Origin of the sequence: Sulfitobacter sp. 1A13679, assembly GCF_043557115.1 — a bacterium.
GTDB classification, from domain to species: domain Bacteria; phylum Pseudomonadota; class Alphaproteobacteria; order Rhodobacterales; family Rhodobacteraceae; genus Sulfitobacter; species Sulfitobacter faviae.
Window position 1 is genome coordinate 83,517 of sequence record NZ_JBIFFO010000017.1, and the last position, 15,438, is coordinate 98,954.

The following is a 15,438-nucleotide window of genomic DNA, read 5'->3' on the forward strand; positions in this document are numbered from 1 at the left end:
GGCGCGGGGGCGCTTTGCCGCGCGTCTTATCGAAAGACTTGCGAGATGCCGCGCTTCGGATAGGGTGAAAGGGTCAACAGGCCGATACCACAAGCACCGCCAAAAGGGGCAGGGGTCGGGACATAGGGAGGATCCGTCGATGATCGGATGTCACGCGCCCCTTGCGGGGGGCCGCAGCCGTCGCCGCATGGGAGTGGGCGATTGCTGAGGGTTGAGGATTTGCATCTGTCCTTTGGCGGCATCAAGGCGCTGCAGGGGGTGAATTTCGAAGCCAAGGCCGGAGAGATCACCGGGGTGATCGGCCCCAACGGCGCGGGCAAAACCTCACTTTTCAATGCGATTTCAGGGTTTTACAGGCCCGACCGGGGCAGCGTGTCCTTTGATCGTCAGGATATCACCACGCTCAGCCCCGACAAGCGCGCGGGGCTTGGCCTCGCGCGGACCTTTCAGAACATCGCGCTGTTTCGCGGCATGACCGTGCTCGACAACATCAAGCTCGGCGGGCACACGCGGCTCAAAACCAATGTCTGGCAGGCGCTGCGCTATTTCGGCGCGGCGCAGAAGGCCGAGCTGGAGCTGCGCCGCGAGATCGAGGAACAGGTGATCGATTTTCTCGAGATCGACCACATCCGCAAATACCCCATTACCATGCTGCCCTACGGTCTGCAAAAGCGGGTCGAACTGGGCCGCGCATTGGCGATGCGCCCGCGCGTGCTGCTGCTGGACGAGCCGGTGGCGGGCATGAACCGGGAGGAGACCGCCGACATGGCGCGGTTCATCCTCGACGTGCAGGAGCAATTCGGCACCACGATCCTGCTGGTGGAGCACGACATGCACATGGTGATGGATATCTGTAGCCGCATCGTCGTGCTGAACTTCGGCCAGAAGATCGCCAGCGGCACGCCTGAGGAGGTCTCCAACAATCCGGCGGTGATCGAAGCCTATCTGGGGGCCGCGGCATGACGCCGATTTCTCCGCAAGAAATCGGTCCGGAATTTTTGAAAAATTCCGAAGCTAAGGAAAGGGAGGCGCTATGATGGGGCAGTTCGTGCAATTCGCGATCAACGGGCTGATGGCCGGGGCGATCTACGCGCTGATCGCCGTGGGCATCGTGAGCGTCTACAAGGCCACCAAGGTGGTGAATTTCGCCCATGGCTACCTGATCATGTTCGGGGCCTATTTCTATTTCACCTTCGCCGTGATCGTCCCCGGCCAGCCTTGGGCGCCCGGCTGGCTGGCCTCATGGCAGCCCGGCTGGATGGTCGAGATGCGGGGTGATTTGCCGATGTTTTCGCCCGTGGCGGCGGTGCTCGACTGGGTGGCGAACCTGCCGCGCATCCTCTTGGGGCTGGCTGGGGCGCTGGTCTGCAATGCCATCCTCGGCCGGGTGATCGAGCGGGTGCTGATGCGCCCGCTGATGGGGCAGTCGATCTTTGCCATGATCATGGTGACGGTAGGTCTAATCTCAATCCTGTCGGGCGCGGCGCAGTTGATCTGGACGGCGGATGCCGCCTCCGTGCCCTATATCGCGCCTAACATGCCGATCCGGTTCGAACTGTTCGGCACGATGATCTTCCTCTTCGGCACCGATCTGGTGAACATGGCCGTGGCGCTGCTGCTGTTTGGTGGCATCGTCGCCTTCGTGAAGTTCACCAAGGGCGGCATCGCCATCCGCGCCACGGCCGAAGACCAGTCCACCGCCTATTCCATGGGCATCTCGGTCCCCAAGGTCTTTTCCCGGGCCTGGGTGCTGGCCAGCACCACGGGGGCCATCGCGGGGGCGATCCTCGCCACCCGCAACGGCATTTCGCCGAGCCTCGGGCTTTTTGGCTTCTCGGTTCTGGCGATCGTTCTGATGGGCGGGCTTGATAGCTACGTCGGCGTGCTGATCGCGGCGATGGTGGTGGGCGTGCTCGAAGCCATGACCCAGTGGCAGATGGGCGGCGGCTGGGCCGAAATCGTGCCTTACGTTACCGTGCTGGTGGTGCTGATCTGGCGCCCGCACGGGCTGATGGGGCAAAAGGAGGTCGAGCGGATATGATCAACGCCAACCTGAAGTCCAGCTATGCCGCCGACGAGCGGGTGCTGAACAACCGCTACAAACAGGCCTTCGTCTACAGCTCGATCCTTGCGCTTGTCCTGTTCACGCTGTTCGGCAACGACTACCTCATTTTGATCGCGAGCCAGATGGGCATCCTGCTGATCGCCGTGGTGGGGATCAACATCCTCACGGGCTATACCGGTCTGGTGTCGCTGGGCCACGGCGCCTTTGTTGCCATCGGCGCCTATGCGGTGACGATCTTCGGCAACCTTGGCGCCGGGGTGATCCCGGCGGGGCTGATGTCCTTCGTCTCGGTGCCGCTGGCGGTAGCGCTGGCGGCGGCGGTGGGTGTGCTCGTGGGGCTGCCGAGCCTGCGGGTGAAGGGGCTCTACCTCGCCGTGGCGACGCTGGCGGCGAATTTCATCGTGATCTTCCTGATCGAGGAAGACCTCTTTGCCCCCTGGACCGGCGGCATGGTCGGGCTCAACACCAATGTGCCCAACCTGCTGGGCTGGGAGCTGGATACCAAGCGCGAGATGTTCGGGCTGATCGTCGTCGTCGGCCTCGTTTCGCTGCTGGCGGCGCAGAACCTCATCCGCACCCGGGTGGGCCGCGCCTTCATCGCGATCCGCGACCGTGACTATTCTGCCGAGATCCTCGGCATTTCGCTTCTGCGCTACAAGTTGATGAGCTTTGCCCTCTCGGCTGCCTACTGCGGCCTTGCCGGGGCGCTTTTTGCCTATTTCTACGCCCGCATCCTACCCGAGCAGTTCGAACTGGCGCTCTCGCTCAACCTCGTGGCGGCGCTGATCATCGGCGGCATGGGGCGCACGATGGGGCCGGTTTTCGGCGTTATCATCGTCGTTATGGTGCCTGAGGTGATCAAGGTGCTCTTCGGCGCGCTCGCCGGGGACAGCGCCGGGGCCGGACAGTTGCGCGCGCCTCTCCAGCAGATCGCCTTCGGCGTGCTGCTGGTGTTGTTCCTGCTCAAGGAGCCCTTGGGCATCAACCAGATCGTCGACCGCATCCTGCGCGCCGCAAACCGTTGGCCGTTTGCGCGCGGGTAATCAAAAGGCCACATCAGGGAGAAGACAGATGACCATGAACCGCCGATCCTTCCTCGCCACCACCGCCGCCGCGACGGCGGCAGTCGGCACGCCGATGATCCTGCGGGCCCAGCCCAAGGAATACGTGCTCGGCGCCTCGCTGCCGCTCACCGGGCCCTTCGCCACGGCGGGGCAACTTGTCGCCCCCGCCTTCGCCATGGCCACCAAGCTTTTCAACGACGAGGGCGGCGTGGCCGGTGTGCCCATCCGCTTCGTCACCGAGGATTCGGGCTATGTGCCGCAGAACGCACTCAATAACTACCAGCGCGCGCTGGCCTCGGAAGGCAAGAACATGATCGGCTATTTCGCCGACAGCACCGGGGCGATGAAGCTGATCGCGCCAGAGCTCAAGGGCGAGAATGCGCGGATCATGGGGTCGACCTCTTTTGCCTCGGAACTCGCCGACCCGGCGACCCATCCCTATCAGTATCTCTCGGGCCCGACCTACCAGAGCCAGTTCGACATCCTGCTGCAGAACATCAAGAACGAGGGCGGGCAGAAGGTGGCCTTCATCTTCTCCAACACCGAGTTCGGGCGCGATCCGATCGAGCATGGCCGCAAGACCGCCGAGGAGCTTGGCCTCGAGGTCGTGCTCGAGGAAAGCACCAAGGCCGAGGGCGCGGACATCCCGACCCATGTCACCAAGCTGGCGCAGTCCGGAGCGGATCATTGCATTCTGCAGGGCTATGTCACCGGCGTCTGGCCGCAGCTCATCGGCGGCGCGCGGCAGTTCGGTCTGCCGGTCAAATTCAAGGGCACCTTCTGGGGCATGGAAAAGCTCATTGCCGACCGAATCACCGCCGAGGCCGGGCCCTTCCTCGCGGGCTACGAAGGCGTCATGCCCTACCGCTATTTCTACGACCGCGAAGACGCGCCGCGCTACCAGCAGTATGCCGAACTCAGCAAGCAGATGTTCGCGGGCACGCCGCTGGAGAACTACATGTCAACATGGGCGATCCAGACCATGTGCGGGCTTGAGATCGCCATGAAGGCCTTCCGCGACACCGCCGAGGCCGGGCTGGAACTGACCCCCGACAACATCGCCGAGAAGCTTTCGGGCATCTCAAACTGGGATTCGGGCGGCTTCTTCGGCGGGCCGGTGAGCATGGAGAACAACGCCATCGGGACCGGCCGCGTCTATGGCTACAACCCCGAGGACGGGTTGTTCACGCCGAAATCGGACTGGTTCACCGTTTGATAAATGCGGGGCGTCCCGCGGGCGCCCCACACCCTAGAGAAAGGAGCGCCCGTGCTGACCATCGAGAACATCGAAGTGACCTACCACCACACGGTGCAGGCGCTGCGCGGGCTGTCGCTCGAGGTGCCGGACGGTAAAATCGTCACGCTTCTGGGCACCAACGGCGCGGGCAAGACCACGACGCTGAAGGCGGCGAGTAACCTGCTGGCGCTGGAGAACGGCGAGGTCGGCGAGGGGCGGATCTCCTTCAAGGGCCAGTCGATCATGTCGATCCAGCCCGACCGTCTGGTGCAGCAGGGGCTGTTTCACGTGCGCGAGGGGCGGCGGATCTTCAGCGAGATGACGGTGGAGGACAATCTGATCGCCGCCTCCTATGCGTTGGACCGGCGGCAGGCGAAGGCGGATTACGACAAGGTCTATGCCTTCTTCCCGCGGTTGAAGGAACGGCGTAAGCAGATTGCAGGCTATCTTTCGGGCGGGGAGCAGCAGATGTTGGCCTTTGGCCGGGCGATGATTGCGCGGCCTGAGTTGATCTTGATGGATGAGCCATCCTTGGGACTGGCGCCCAAGGTGGTGGCGGAGATTTTCGACACGATCAAGCGTCTGAACCAAGAGGACGGCACGGCGATCCTGTTGGTCGAGCAGAACGCGGGCGTGGCCTTTTCCGTCGCCGACTACGGCTACATCATGGAAAGCGGCCAGATCGTCATGGAAGGCGATGTCGAGAAGCTGCGCGGCGACAAGGACATCCAGTCTTTTTACCTCGGCATGGGCGAGGAGGGCGGCGCGCGGCAGTCTTTCCGCGATGTGAAACACTACAAACGCCGCAAACGCTGGCTCAGCTAAGGAGGCCACCATGGCATTTGATGAGTTCAAAGGCGATTTCGCGCCGCTGGTGCGCATGGTGCACAGCCATGCAGACAACCGCCCCATGGGCGTGGCGATGCGGCAAAAGGAATTTGGCATTTGGAATGAGATCACTTGGGCAGGCTTGCAAGAGATCATGCAGGCGACCGCCGCAGGGTTGGTCGATCTGGGTCTCAGTCCCGGCGGCCATGTCGGCATCCTAAGCGAGAACCGCAGCGAGTGGGTGCAGGCGCAGTTTGGCATCAACGCGGCGGCGGGGGTTGTGGTGGGCATGTATCCCACCAGCCCGGCGGCAGAACTGGAGCATCTGATCAACGCCTCGGACAGCACGGTGCTGTTCATTGAGGATCAGGAGCAGCTCGACAAGATCAAGGAGTTGGGCGACCGGGTGCCGCAGCTGCGCCAGTTGGTGATCTTCAACCCCAAGGGCACGCGGGGCGAGGATTTGCTGGGACTAATCAGCTTCGACGAACTGCTCGACCGGGGCCGGGCGCGGCTGGCCGATCTTGCTGATGATCTGCGGGCGCGGCAGGCGGGGATCGAGCCTGATGACACGGCGATGATGGTCTTTACATCGGGCTCTACCGGCCTGCCCAAGGCGGCGGAGATTTCCTATGGCAATATCCACGCGGGCGTGGGCGTGGCGCGGGATGTCTTTGGCGACTACCCGCCCGGGACGGATGTGCTGAGCTACCTGCCTCTGTGCCACATCGCGGAACAGGCGGTGACGGTGATCAACGGGCTGGCGCAGCAGTTTGTGATGAACTTCGGCGAGAGCCTTCGGACCATCACGCTCGACCTGCGGGAGGTTGCACCGCAGGTCTTCTTCGGCGTGCCGCGGATCTGGGAGAAGATGCAGGCGGGCGTGCTGGTGCAGGCGCAGACCGCCGGGCGCATCAAGGGGCCGATGACGCTGATGGCGCTGAAGGGCGCGCAGCGGCGCGGCATGATCCGACGCGACAAATGGAGCGCCGGGGACCGGTTAGCCCATGCCTTTTGGGACGCGCTGATCTACCGTCATATCCGCAGCTATCTCGGCCTTGGGCGGACGACCTTTGCGATCTCAGCCGCCGCGCCGATCAGCGCCGAGCTTCTGGGCTTCATGCGCGGCATCGGGGTCAATATCCGCGAGGCATGGGGCATGTCCGAGACCTCGGGCGTGGGCACGATCCAGCGCTCATGGGGCCAATGCGACGGGCGCATCGGCTTTCCGGTCAGCGGGGTGCGCACCCGGATCGCCGAGGATGGCGAGGTGCTGTTCTCGGGCGGGACCATCTTCAAGGGCTATTACAAGAACCCCAAGGCCACCGCCGAGACGCTCCGCGACGGCTGGCTGCACACCGGCGATGTGGGGCGAGAGGAGGCCGACGGTTCGATCACGCTGATCGACCGCAAGAAGGACATCATGATCAACGCCGCGGGCAAGAACCTCGCGCCTGCGCATATCGAGAATGTCATCAAGGCCAGCCCCTTCATCAAGGAGGTGGTCGCCGTGGCCGACAAGCGGCCCTATGTGACAGCACTGGTGCAGATCGACATGGATACGGTCCGGCTCTGGGCTGAGGGGCAGGGGATCGCCTATACCACTTTCCGCTCGCTGGCCGAGCACCCCAAGGTGCAGGAATTGATCGACGCAGAGGTGGCCATGCAGAACCGCGATCTGGCGCGGGTCGAACAGGTCAAGAAGGTCTGGCTGATGCGCAAGGAGCTTGATCACGACGACGGCGAGGTGACCGCGACGATGAAGGTGCGCCGAGCCAAGGTCTACGAACTCTATGGGGATCAGATCGAGGCGCTCTACGCCGACTGAGGCTCAGAGCACGCCGATCTCGGCCAGGGCGCGGTTCAATTCCACGGGCAGTTCCGCCTCGGCCTCGCGGCCCTCGGGCAGGTCGGGCGGCGCATCCTCGGGCTTGAGGTAGCGCCAGCCTTGGAAAGCCCGGCGTAGGCTGTTCTGGGTGCGGATGATCTCGGGGTCCAGCACGATGGTGCAGCGCCGGATGCCGTCTGCGCGGGTGATCTCCTCCAGCCGGACGATGCGCTGGCGGGCTTGGATCACGCCTTTGATGACCCAGTAGATCGAGCCGCCGTTGAGAATCTCGGCCTCGCGCTTGGGCCACATGCGGGTCACATGGCGCGGCAGCCCGTCATGCGTGCGCACGTCCTTGCGCGCCTGCCATTTGGCGAGGCTTTCGACGCCTTCGGTGCCGACCGAAAGCTTTATCAGGTTCATTTTACCGGTCACATCGCCCCCCAGCGATTCCTTTGGTCCACGCCATATAAGGTAGTTGGATTTCAATCACATGCAAATTCTTGTATGATGGAGGTGAATTTACTGTTTGCAGCCCGCCATAGGCTAGCTAATAAGACCCCCTGCCAATCGACTTCAGGAGTTACCCCCATGTCCCGCTTTACCGCCCCGATCGCCGAACAAATCTGGGATATGAAATACCGTTTTAAAGGGGCCGATGGCACCCCGAAGGACGTCACGGTCGAAGACACATGGCGCCGCATCGCCCGCGACCTCGCGCAGGTCGAATCGAAGGCGGACGTCTGGGAAGACAAGTTTTTCAACGCGCTGGAGGATTTCAAATACCTCCCCGCGGGCCGCATCACCGCAGGCGCCGGCACCGCGCGCCGCGTGACGCTGTTCAACTGCTTTGTCATGGGCACCGTGCCCGACAGCATGTCCGGCATCTTCGACATGCTGAAAGAGGCCGCGCTGACCATGCAGCAGGGCGGGGGAATCGGCTATGACTTCTCCACCATCCGCCCGCGCGGCGCGGATGTGCTGGGCGTCTCGGCGGATGCCTCCGGCCCGCTGTCCTTCATGGATGTCTGGGACGCCATGTGCCGCACCATCATGTCCGCAGGCAGCCGCCGCGGTGCGATGATGGCGACCATGCGTTGCGATCACCCGGATGTGGAGGATTTCATCGCCGCCAAGTCCGACCCCGCGCGTTTGCGCATGTTCAACATGTCCGTGCTGGTCACCGACCCCTTCATGGAGGCCGTGAAGGCCGACGGGTCCTGGGACCTCGTCTTTGGCGATAAGGTCTACAAAACCGTGCAGGCGCGCGATCTGTGGAACAAGATCATGCAGGCGACCTATGATTACGCCGAGCCGGGCGTGATCTTTATCGACCGCATCAACGCCGCCAACAACCTGAACTATTGCGAGACCATCGCCGCCACCAACCCCTGTGGCGAGCAGCCCCTGCCGCCCTATGGCGCCTGCCTTCTGGGCTCGATCAACCTTGCCCGTCTGGTCGCCCAGCCTTTCGATGACGACGCCCATCTCGACCAAGACGCGATGAGCGAGTTGGTCGCCACCGCCGTTCGCATGATGGACAATGTGGTCGATGTGTCGAACTTCCCACTGCCCGAACAGGCTGCCGAGGCGCAGAACAAGCGCCGCATCGGTCTGGGCGTCACCGGCCTTGCCGATGCGCTTCTGATGGTTGGCCTGCGCTACGGCTCTGATGAGGCGGCGGCGCAGACTGAGGCATGGCTCAAAGCCATCGCCCGCGCCTCCTATCTGGCAAGCGTGGACCTGGCGAAAGAGAAGGGGGCCTTCCCGCTCTTCGATGCTGAGAAATTCCTCGCCTCCGGCACCATGCAGCAGATGGACGACGACGTGCGCGAAGCGATCCGCGAACACGGCATCCGCAACGCGCTTTTGACCTCCATCGCGCCCACCGGCACGATCAGCCTCTACGCGGGCAACGTATCCTCGGGGATCGAGCCGGTCTTTGCCTATGCCTACACCCGCAAGGTGCTGCAAAAAGACGGCAGCCGGACCGAGGAAGAGGTCGTCGACTACGCCGTGCAGATGTGGCGCGAGCTTAAAGGTGACGCGCCGCTGCCCGACTATTTCGTCAACGCCCAGACCCTGCCGCCCGCCGACCACGTCAAGATGCAGGCCGCGGCGCAGAAATGGATCGACAGTTCGATCTCTAAGACCATCAACTGCCCCGAGGACATCTCCTTTGATGCCTTCAAGGACGTCTACATGCAGGCGTGGGACACGGGCTGCAAAGGCTGCACCACCTATCGCCCCAACGATGTGACCGGTTCGGTTCTGAGCGTCTCTTCCGAGAAGAGCGACAAGGCCCCCGCCGACAGCCCCGATCAGGTCAGCGAAGGCGGCGAGATCGTATATATGTCCGACCCGCTGGACCGCCCCGCCGAGTTGGAGGGAAACACCTACAAGGTCAAATGGCCCGACAGCGAGCACGCGCTCTACATCACCATCAACGACATCGTGCTAAACGGTCATCGTCGCCCCTTCGAGGTCTTCATCAACTCCAAGAACATGGAGCATTTCGCTTGGACCGTGGCGCTGACCCGCATGGTCTCGGCCGTGTTCCGCCGTGGCGGAGATGTCTCCTTCGTGGTGGAAGAACTGAAAGCCGTCTTCGACCCGCGCGGCGGGGCTTGGATGCAGGGCAAATACATCCCCTCGATCCTCGCGGCCATCGGCGGCGTGATCGAGCGCCACATGATCGCCACCGGCTTCATCGCGGGCGAGGGCATGGGGCTGAAGACCGACCCGCAGGCGAAGGTCGTCGGCCTCGACGCTCCGCGCGGCAAATCCTGCCCGTCTTGCGGTCAGTTCGACATGCGGATGGTCGAGGGCTGCATGACCTGCGGGAGCTGCGGGCATAGTAAGTGTGGGTGATCAAACGCGTCTTATAGGAGGCAGATGTTCTGACCACCAATAAATAGCCATCGGCCGGGCTGAAATGTCCATTTCGCAAGCAAAATAAGTCAATCGGGCGGAAACGCCCGATTTTTGCGTTTCAGGCCCCCTTATAGGCAAAATGGAGGGTCGAGCCTGTCAGGGAGGATATGGGACGGGGTTGTGGCCACCAAAAACAAATTCTTGTTTTTTCCGTCCACCAGAGCCATCCGAATGTGCAGCCGTAACGCCAGACCGATCAATCCTTCGGCTGCCTTTGATGAGAGGTCACTTAAGTATCCAGAGGCGTATCAGCACATCATCATACCCTGAGTTTAAGATCAGAACCCAGTCCAGGTGTTGCAACGAGAAAAAGGACGGCTCGCGCCGCCCTTTGATATCGGTTTTCAGTGTTACTATCGTGAACGCTGGGCGCGTAGCGCGCCTTCGATGCGTGCGAAGGCTTTGATTGCATCATGTTTTGAATGACGCCCAAAACAAGCGGGGCATCGAAAGCTATCTCCGCTCCCCTTTTGGATCGAATATCCCAAAGCCAAGAAGGCCTCCAAAGCGATTGGAGACATCGACAAGGACCGTGAGGCTATTCCGGCGACCGAAAGGCCTACGATTTCACGGCTGCGTTGAGTGTAAAACCGATCAACCAGCAGACGCGCTTTCGATTTTGGGAACTTTTGGTTCAGCCAGAGCGTGATATCGCAGATATCTTGCTCTGGCCCGAATGAGTCAGGGTAATCTCTCAGACGCTTTTCTTTGATGATCTGCAACACACAACGCAGATCATCCGGCATGGCGAAACCTCCCGTGGATTTCGCTGATCCGGGCTCCATGCCATCGTGCCATATCGGACGCGGCAAAGCTCCGCTCAAATCCAATACGGTCGAGCGAGGATGGCGACTGGTCCGCAAGAAAGCGCGTGATATCGTGAACCGCGTCTTCGACGGCATCCGAGTCCGGAAAAGGATGCCCGAAGGCGCTATGCAGACGGCACAGCGCTTCGAAGCCCGCGGGATCGTCGAGCGCGTCGAGCAGATCGCACAGACTGGCGCCATTTCGGCGCAAATGTCTTTCGGTCGCGGCGACCGCATCAAAGCGGGCCTGGCTGATATCCGCTGTGTTTGTGTTGAGCATGTTTGTCTCCCTTGCATGCGTGAACGGTGTTGTCGGTGCCTATTCTTCGGCGTCATGTGCGCTGCGTTCGGGAGCTCCGGGGAGCATGTTCCTTTCAGTTGGTTGCAGGTGCTGGTGCGGGTGCTGGTGGAGAGAACATTGGTCGTTCTTTTGAGAGACGAAGAAGAAATCTGCCGCGCGGGCCATTTTATTGTTCAGGGCGTCGCTCAGAAGATGCTCTTGCCCGCTTGGGCATTCTGCGCTGTGGCTCCAAAAGAGTGTCACCGGCCGCGCGCATTACGCGGCCGGTTCTGCATGTCAGGCGGCCTTCTGCGCCGGAAGGTCGAGCGCCTGTTTCTCCCACTTCGCATCCAGATAGCTGATGTCGACCAAGAGATCATAGAGTCGGTCGGTGAGCAGGCAGAGGTGTTCGACTTCCTCGCTGGCGGGGTCGGGGGAGACCCAATTGGAAAGATCGGGGTAGTGCGCCCCAACGGCAGGGTCCAACGAAAGGAGACGGTGGAGATTGACCAACCTGAGGCGCATTGTGCGGTTAAGGCATGGTGCCTCGCGCAGCATCGACATGAGGCGCAGAACATGGGCTGTTCCGGCCTCGCCGGCGATCCTGCCCGCGGCGTTACACAGGGCGGTTCCGTGCTCGGCGACGAATGTGCGGGTGATGGCAATTTGCGGTTCTGCGGACAGGGTCTTCGTGGTGAGCGTGCGCAGCATGTTGGTCCTCCTGTTTGTTGCGCGTCTGCCGTTCGTGGCAGCTTCAAGCCTGTGCGCGGTCCTAAGGTTAGCGTTTGCGTTGTGCCCACTTCGTTTCTGCTTCTCGAAGTCAACATTGGCTAATCATCCGCAGCACGAAGAAAAAACTTCGATCTTTCTGAAACTTTGCTGCGGCAGTTCTCGAACCATACCATCATGCCTTAAGCTGGCGCTGATTAAAGAAATAAGCGCTTGCACGATTAAGATGTTCCTGCGCGACATCGAACGGTAGGTGTAAACCCCGGCCCGTTGAGATCATCGAATCCGGCGCGACTGACTGCCAAGGACTGAAGCCGCGAACGCAAACGGCCCAAAGCCGATGACCTTCTCTTCTATGGGCTCTACTGCCGCGCAGCTTCCTTAACCCACGCTTCGTAGCATCGTGAAGTGACGCGACGGACCGTTATCGATACACGCCAGTCGACACCGCTCCCCTCGACCTTTATGAAGGCCATGAAAAGACGTGACCACGGCGCTTTAGGGAGTATTGTCTCTACCTCGGAGCGCCGAATGAAGTGTGCGTATCGACAAAATTCGGCAGCCGATAAAAACTACCTCTGCCCTAATATAAATGATGGGAAGCTAATAGATGGAAATTATCAAGGGGTCCGCGCGAAAGCCTGTTTCAACCGAGAGGCTTGTAGAGGTTTTTGAAAGAGACTTCGCTTCTTCAGAGGGCGTTCTATATGTTGGTTATCCTGTGCTATCAACGCCAGATGAGGCAGTGTCAATCGATGCCCTCTTGATTTCCAGGGATCATGGAGTGGTTGCGATTAACCTCGTTGAGGGAAAGGATGCGGATGGATTTGGCGAGGTGCAGGATGATGTTGCAAGCTTGCTCGATTCAAAGTTCAAACAACACAAGAGCCTTCGGAAAGGCCGCAAGTTGCTTGCAGAGCCTTCGACGCTTACATACGCGCCTCTTCTTGAACCTTGTCAAGACGATGATGAACACCGGTTAGTCAATGATAGCGATATCGTCGAAGCAATTAAAGAGATGGAATGGGAGAGTTCCCATCTCTATGAAGCGGTCCTGTCAGTAATACAGTCCATTTCCACGATTAGAAGAAACAGGAAGCGGCGAGCTAATTCAAAGGATAACTCTCACGGGGCTGCTCTACAAAAACTCGAAGACTCAATTGCAAATTTGGACGCACTGCAAAGTAAAGCAGTCATTGAAACTGTTGAGGGCGTTCAGCGGATAAGAGGGTTGGCTGGTTCTGGGAAGACCATCGTCCTTGCCCTGAAAGCTGCGTACCTGCATTCCCAAAACCCTGACTGGAAAATCGCTGTTACATTCAACACGAGATCCCTCAAGGAACAATTCGTGAGGCTGATTGAGACCTTTGTGGTTGAGCAAACAGGTGAGCAGCCAAACGAAAACATATCTGTGATTAACGCATGGGGTGCTCCGGGCGGGGCAGCTCGTACCGGGATATATTACCAGTTTTGCACGCAAAATGGCGCAACCTATTTCGACTTCCAGCAGGCGAAGCGTAAATTTGGCTACAACAACGCTTTTTCTGGCGTTACTGCAGCCGCAATGTCCGAGGTTAGCTCGATCAAACCCATGTACGACGCAATTTTGATTGATGAAGCGCAGGATTTTGACCCGACTTTCCTCCAGCTGTGCTATCACTCATTAACTACCGAACGTCGTTTGGTCTATGCCTATGATGAGCTTCAATCTCTGACGGACGCAAGCTTGCCTGGGCCCGAAGCAATTTTCGGATCCGGCCCAAATGGCAAGCCTCTCGTTACGTTCGACGGATCAGTGCCCAGCCAAGATATCATTCTCGAGAAGTGCTATCGAAACTCTCGCCCCGTATTGGCATCTGCACACGCTCTTGGGTTTGGAATTTATCGAGAACCCGATGCAAAGCTTGGGACAGGGCTTACACAGATGTTTGATCGTGCTGAGCTCTGGACCGACGTTGGGTACGAAGTGCTGGACGGCGAGTTGGCCGACGATCACAAAGTCACGCTTGCACGTTCAAAAAGTGCAAGTCCTGAGTTCTTGGAAAGTCCTGGCGAAGTTGAGGACCTAATCCATTTCGGACATTTCGACAGTGTCGAAAAGCAAGCACAATGGGTTGCTGCTGAGATTGAGAAGAACCTGACCGAGGACGAACTTCGTCCCGAAGATATCATTGTCATAAATCCCGACCCGTTCAGCACGCCCAAGCAAGTCGGTCCCATTCGGAAGCTGCTGTTTGATAGAGGCATCCCATCACATTTGGCAGGAGTCGATACCTCCAGTGATGTGTTCTTTCAGCCCGACGAAGGGTCCGTCGCTTTTACAGGAATTTTTAGAGCCAAAGGCAACGAGGCGGGGATGGTGTACGTAATCAACGCTCAAGATTGCTACAGTTCTTTTGGCGAAGTTGGAAAAGTTAGGAATAGGCTTTTCACGGCAATGACACGAAGTAAGGCTTGGGTGCGTGTCGTCGGTCATGGTGAAAACATGCAAGCACTGGTGGAAGAATACAAAGCGATTAAAGAAAATGACTATAGATTGGAGTTTGTCTACCCGAATGCCAAGCTCAGAGAACGCCTGCGAATAGTTAACCGTGACATGTCCTCCGATGAAAAGCGAAAAGTGAAGGCGGCATCAAAGAGTATGAGTTCCCTCGTTCAGCAACTCGCGGCTGGGGATGTTCAACTCGAGGATCTTCCGGAGGGCGAAATTCAAATGCTGCGGAAGATCTTGAGCGATAAATAATGTCGGATTTGAAGTCTATATCAGCGGAGATTCGTGATCTCACCTCAAAGATGATCGAGGTCGGACTTTGCGTAGAACCAAACTATCCTCGGATTCTAAGCTCTCCTTCAGACGATGGGGCGATTGATGAGATTTCTGTAAATGGGCTCGAGGAGGTTTCCGCGGCCCTGCGCAACAGGCCTTACGTCGAAACCTACACTGTTCTGCGCGAGGAGCGCGCTTTCAATATGCGCCTTATTGATGGAGCATTAGTCCAGTTTCGTTATCGATTTCAAAAAGATGAGCTCGTCAAGCATGTTCTTGCGTTTTACCCGTCGCCAGACCTCTTGGAGTATCAGAATGAACCGGAGATTTATGAAACCGATGTTCTGTATGCCGAGGTCGTCATGAAGGATATCGTCACAACGCCAGTTCGATTTGATTATGATCCAAGTTCATTTGTGGAATACCTTCACCCCTCATCTCATTTCACGATTGGGCAGTACAAGAACTGTAGGGTTCCCGTTTTAGGGGCGCTGACACCATTTCGCTTTTTGAATTTTATACTTCGAGCATTTTACAACACGCCTTTCCATGAGTATTGCTCTGAATGGCGGCCGGATGCAGCCGATTTCCCCGAAACAATGACGGCACGAGAGCGATCAGATTTGCATTGGAGCTTTTCGTAGTTTGATCAAATGCATGAGCTTTGCCGGATAAAGAGCTGACATTGTAGGTGAAGGTTCTTCATGGTGCAGGTATTCCTCTGTGCCGTGCGGTGAGCTGCTTTTCCTCCTCAAAGTCAACCTACCAGATCTGGTGGCAAACAGTTGGCGAAATGCCCGCTTCTACGTCAATGTCAGGGTACGTGTTGATTGTCACTGAGAACTGACCCGGTAGCCCCATAAATTGTCACTGAGAATTGACCCATGTGAACACACTTCC

At 59.1% G+C, this 15,438-nt stretch carries 13 protein-coding genes; 9 read left to right on the forward strand and 4 right to left on the reverse strand.

Translation table 11 applies throughout. The features are described from left to right. The first annotated feature begins 147 nt into the window (after positions 1 to 147). The 6 genes from ACGYLA_RS14000 to ACGYLA_RS14025 all read left to right on the forward strand — a co-directional run bounded on the left by ACGYLA_RS14000 (position 148) and on the right by ACGYLA_RS14025 (position 7,022). Complete coding sequence (locus ACGYLA_RS14000) at positions 148 to 963, forward strand: ABC transporter ATP-binding protein (protein WP_394433283.1); 816 nt, start codon at positions 148 to 150, stop codon at positions 961 to 963. A gap of 70 nt (positions 964 to 1,033) precedes the next feature. After that, complete coding sequence (locus ACGYLA_RS14005) at positions 1,034 to 2,041, forward strand: branched-chain amino acid ABC transporter permease (RefSeq protein ID WP_394433285.1); 1,008 nt, start codon at positions 1,034 to 1,036, stop codon at positions 2,039 to 2,041. Further along, on the forward strand, positions 2,038 to 3,108 hold the full coding sequence (locus tag ACGYLA_RS14010) for a branched-chain amino acid ABC transporter permease (RefSeq protein ID WP_394433287.1): 1,071 nt from the start codon (positions 2,038 to 2,040) through the stop codon (positions 3,106 to 3,108). The genes ACGYLA_RS14005 and ACGYLA_RS14010 overlap by 4 nt, the downstream gene beginning before the upstream one ends. Positions 3,109 to 3,136: 28 nt before the next feature. Beyond that, positions 3,137 to 4,345, forward strand: coding sequence for an ABC transporter substrate-binding protein (locus ACGYLA_RS14015; RefSeq protein WP_394433289.1), 1,209 nt, complete (start codon positions 3,137 to 3,139; stop codon positions 4,343 to 4,345). Positions 4,346 to 4,348: 3 nt separating this feature from the next. After that, a complete protein-coding gene (locus ACGYLA_RS14020) occupies positions 4,349 to 5,191 on the forward strand; it encodes an ABC transporter ATP-binding protein (protein ID WP_394433291.1) in 843 nt (280 codons plus the stop codon). A gap of 10 nt (positions 5,192 to 5,201) precedes the next feature. Then, positions 5,202 to 7,022 carry an AMP-dependent synthetase/ligase gene (locus tag ACGYLA_RS14025; RefSeq protein WP_394433293.1) on the forward strand — a complete coding sequence of 607 codons (1,821 nt, stop codon included), beginning with the start codon at positions 5,202 to 5,204 and terminating at the stop codon, positions 7,020 to 7,022. Between the two features lie 3 nt (positions 7,023 to 7,025). Here ACGYLA_RS14025 and ACGYLA_RS14030 read toward each other — a convergent pair whose 3' ends face one another. Continuing rightward, a complete protein-coding gene (locus tag ACGYLA_RS14030; protein ID WP_394433295.1) occupies positions 7,026 to 7,445 on the reverse strand; it encodes a DUF1489 family protein in 420 nt (139 codons plus the stop codon). A 168-nt stretch (positions 7,446 to 7,613) separates the two neighbouring features. Between ACGYLA_RS14030 and ACGYLA_RS14035 the strand changes: the two genes are divergently transcribed. After that, positions 7,614 to 9,893, forward strand: a complete 2,280-nt coding sequence (locus ACGYLA_RS14035) for an adenosylcobalamin-dependent ribonucleoside-diphosphate reductase (protein ID WP_394433297.1) — start codon at positions 7,614 to 7,616, stop codon at positions 9,891 to 9,893. A 416-nt stretch (positions 9,894 to 10,309) separates the two neighbouring features. Here the strand turns inward: ACGYLA_RS14035 and ACGYLA_RS14040 are convergent, their stop codons facing one another. The 3 genes from ACGYLA_RS14040 to ACGYLA_RS14050 form a co-directional block, all read right to left on the reverse strand. Next, positions 10,310 to 10,702 carry a hypothetical protein gene (locus ACGYLA_RS14040; protein WP_394433299.1) on the reverse strand — a complete coding sequence of 131 codons (393 nt, stop codon included), beginning with the start codon at positions 10,700 to 10,702 and terminating at the stop codon, positions 10,310 to 10,312. After that, positions 10,692 to 11,042 (reverse strand): hypothetical protein, encoded by a 351-nt coding sequence (locus tag ACGYLA_RS14045; protein ID WP_394433301.1) that lies wholly within the window; start codon positions 11,040 to 11,042, stop codon positions 10,692 to 10,694. The genes ACGYLA_RS14040 and ACGYLA_RS14045 overlap by 11 nt, the downstream gene beginning before the upstream one ends. Positions 11,043 to 11,339: 297 nt before the next feature. Beyond that, complete coding sequence (locus ACGYLA_RS14050; protein ID WP_394433303.1) at positions 11,340 to 11,753, reverse strand: hypothetical protein; 414 nt, start codon at positions 11,751 to 11,753, stop codon at positions 11,340 to 11,342. 628 nt (positions 11,754 to 12,381) lie between these two features. Between ACGYLA_RS14050 and ACGYLA_RS14055 the strand changes: the two genes are divergently transcribed. Together ACGYLA_RS14055 and ACGYLA_RS14060 are read left to right on the forward strand one after the other, a co-directional pair. Beyond that, positions 12,382 to 14,514, forward strand: a complete 2,133-nt coding sequence (locus ACGYLA_RS14055) for a DEAD/DEAH box helicase (protein WP_394433305.1) — start codon at positions 12,382 to 12,384, stop codon at positions 14,512 to 14,514. After that, complete coding sequence (locus tag ACGYLA_RS14060; protein WP_394433307.1) at positions 14,514 to 15,182, forward strand: DUF2290 domain-containing protein; 669 nt, start codon at positions 14,514 to 14,516, stop codon at positions 15,180 to 15,182. Before ACGYLA_RS14055 ends, ACGYLA_RS14060 begins: the two co-directional genes overlap by 1 nt. Positions 15,183 to 15,438 lie beyond the last annotated feature (256 nt).

Bases quoted from the DNA above. Each gene is read 5' to 3' on its own strand.
- ACGYLA_RS14000 (WP_394433283.1), top strand. From the start codon at position 148: ATGTCACGCGCCCCTTGCGGGGGGCCGCAGCCGTCGCCGCATGGGAGT.
- ACGYLA_RS14005 (WP_394433285.1), top strand. From the start codon at position 1,034: ATGATGGGGCAGTTCGTGCAATTCGCGATCAACGGGCTGATGGCCGGG.
- ACGYLA_RS14010 (WP_394433287.1), top strand. From the start codon at position 2,038: ATGATCAACGCCAACCTGAAGTCCAGCTATGCCGCCGACGAGCGGGTG.
- ACGYLA_RS14015 (WP_394433289.1), top strand. From the start codon at position 3,137: ATGACCATGAACCGCCGATCCTTCCTCGCCACCACCGCCGCCGCGACG.
- ACGYLA_RS14020 (WP_394433291.1), top strand. From the start codon at position 4,349: ATGCGGGGCGTCCCGCGGGCGCCCCACACCCTAGAGAAAGGAGCGCCC.
- ACGYLA_RS14025 (WP_394433293.1), top strand. From the start codon at position 5,202: ATGGCATTTGATGAGTTCAAAGGCGATTTCGCGCCGCTGGTGCGCATG.
- ACGYLA_RS14030 (WP_394433295.1), bottom strand. From the start codon at position 7,445: ATGAACCTGATAAAGCTTTCGGTCGGCACCGAAGGCGTCGAAAGCCTC.
- ACGYLA_RS14035 (WP_394433297.1), top strand. From the start codon at position 7,614: ATGTCCCGCTTTACCGCCCCGATCGCCGAACAAATCTGGGATATGAAA.
- ACGYLA_RS14040 (WP_394433299.1), bottom strand. From the start codon at position 10,702: ATGCCGGATGATCTGCGTTGTGTGTTGCAGATCATCAAAGAAAAGCGT.
- ACGYLA_RS14045 (WP_394433301.1), bottom strand. From the start codon at position 11,042: ATGCTCAACACAAACACAGCGGATATCAGCCAGGCCCGCTTTGATGCG.
- ACGYLA_RS14050 (WP_394433303.1), bottom strand. From the start codon at position 11,753: ATGCTGCGCACGCTCACCACGAAGACCCTGTCCGCAGAACCGCAAATT.
- ACGYLA_RS14055 (WP_394433305.1), top strand. From the start codon at position 12,382: ATGGAAATTATCAAGGGGTCCGCGCGAAAGCCTGTTTCAACCGAGAGG.
- ACGYLA_RS14060 (WP_394433307.1), top strand. From the start codon at position 14,514: ATGTCGGATTTGAAGTCTATATCAGCGGAGATTCGTGATCTCACCTCA.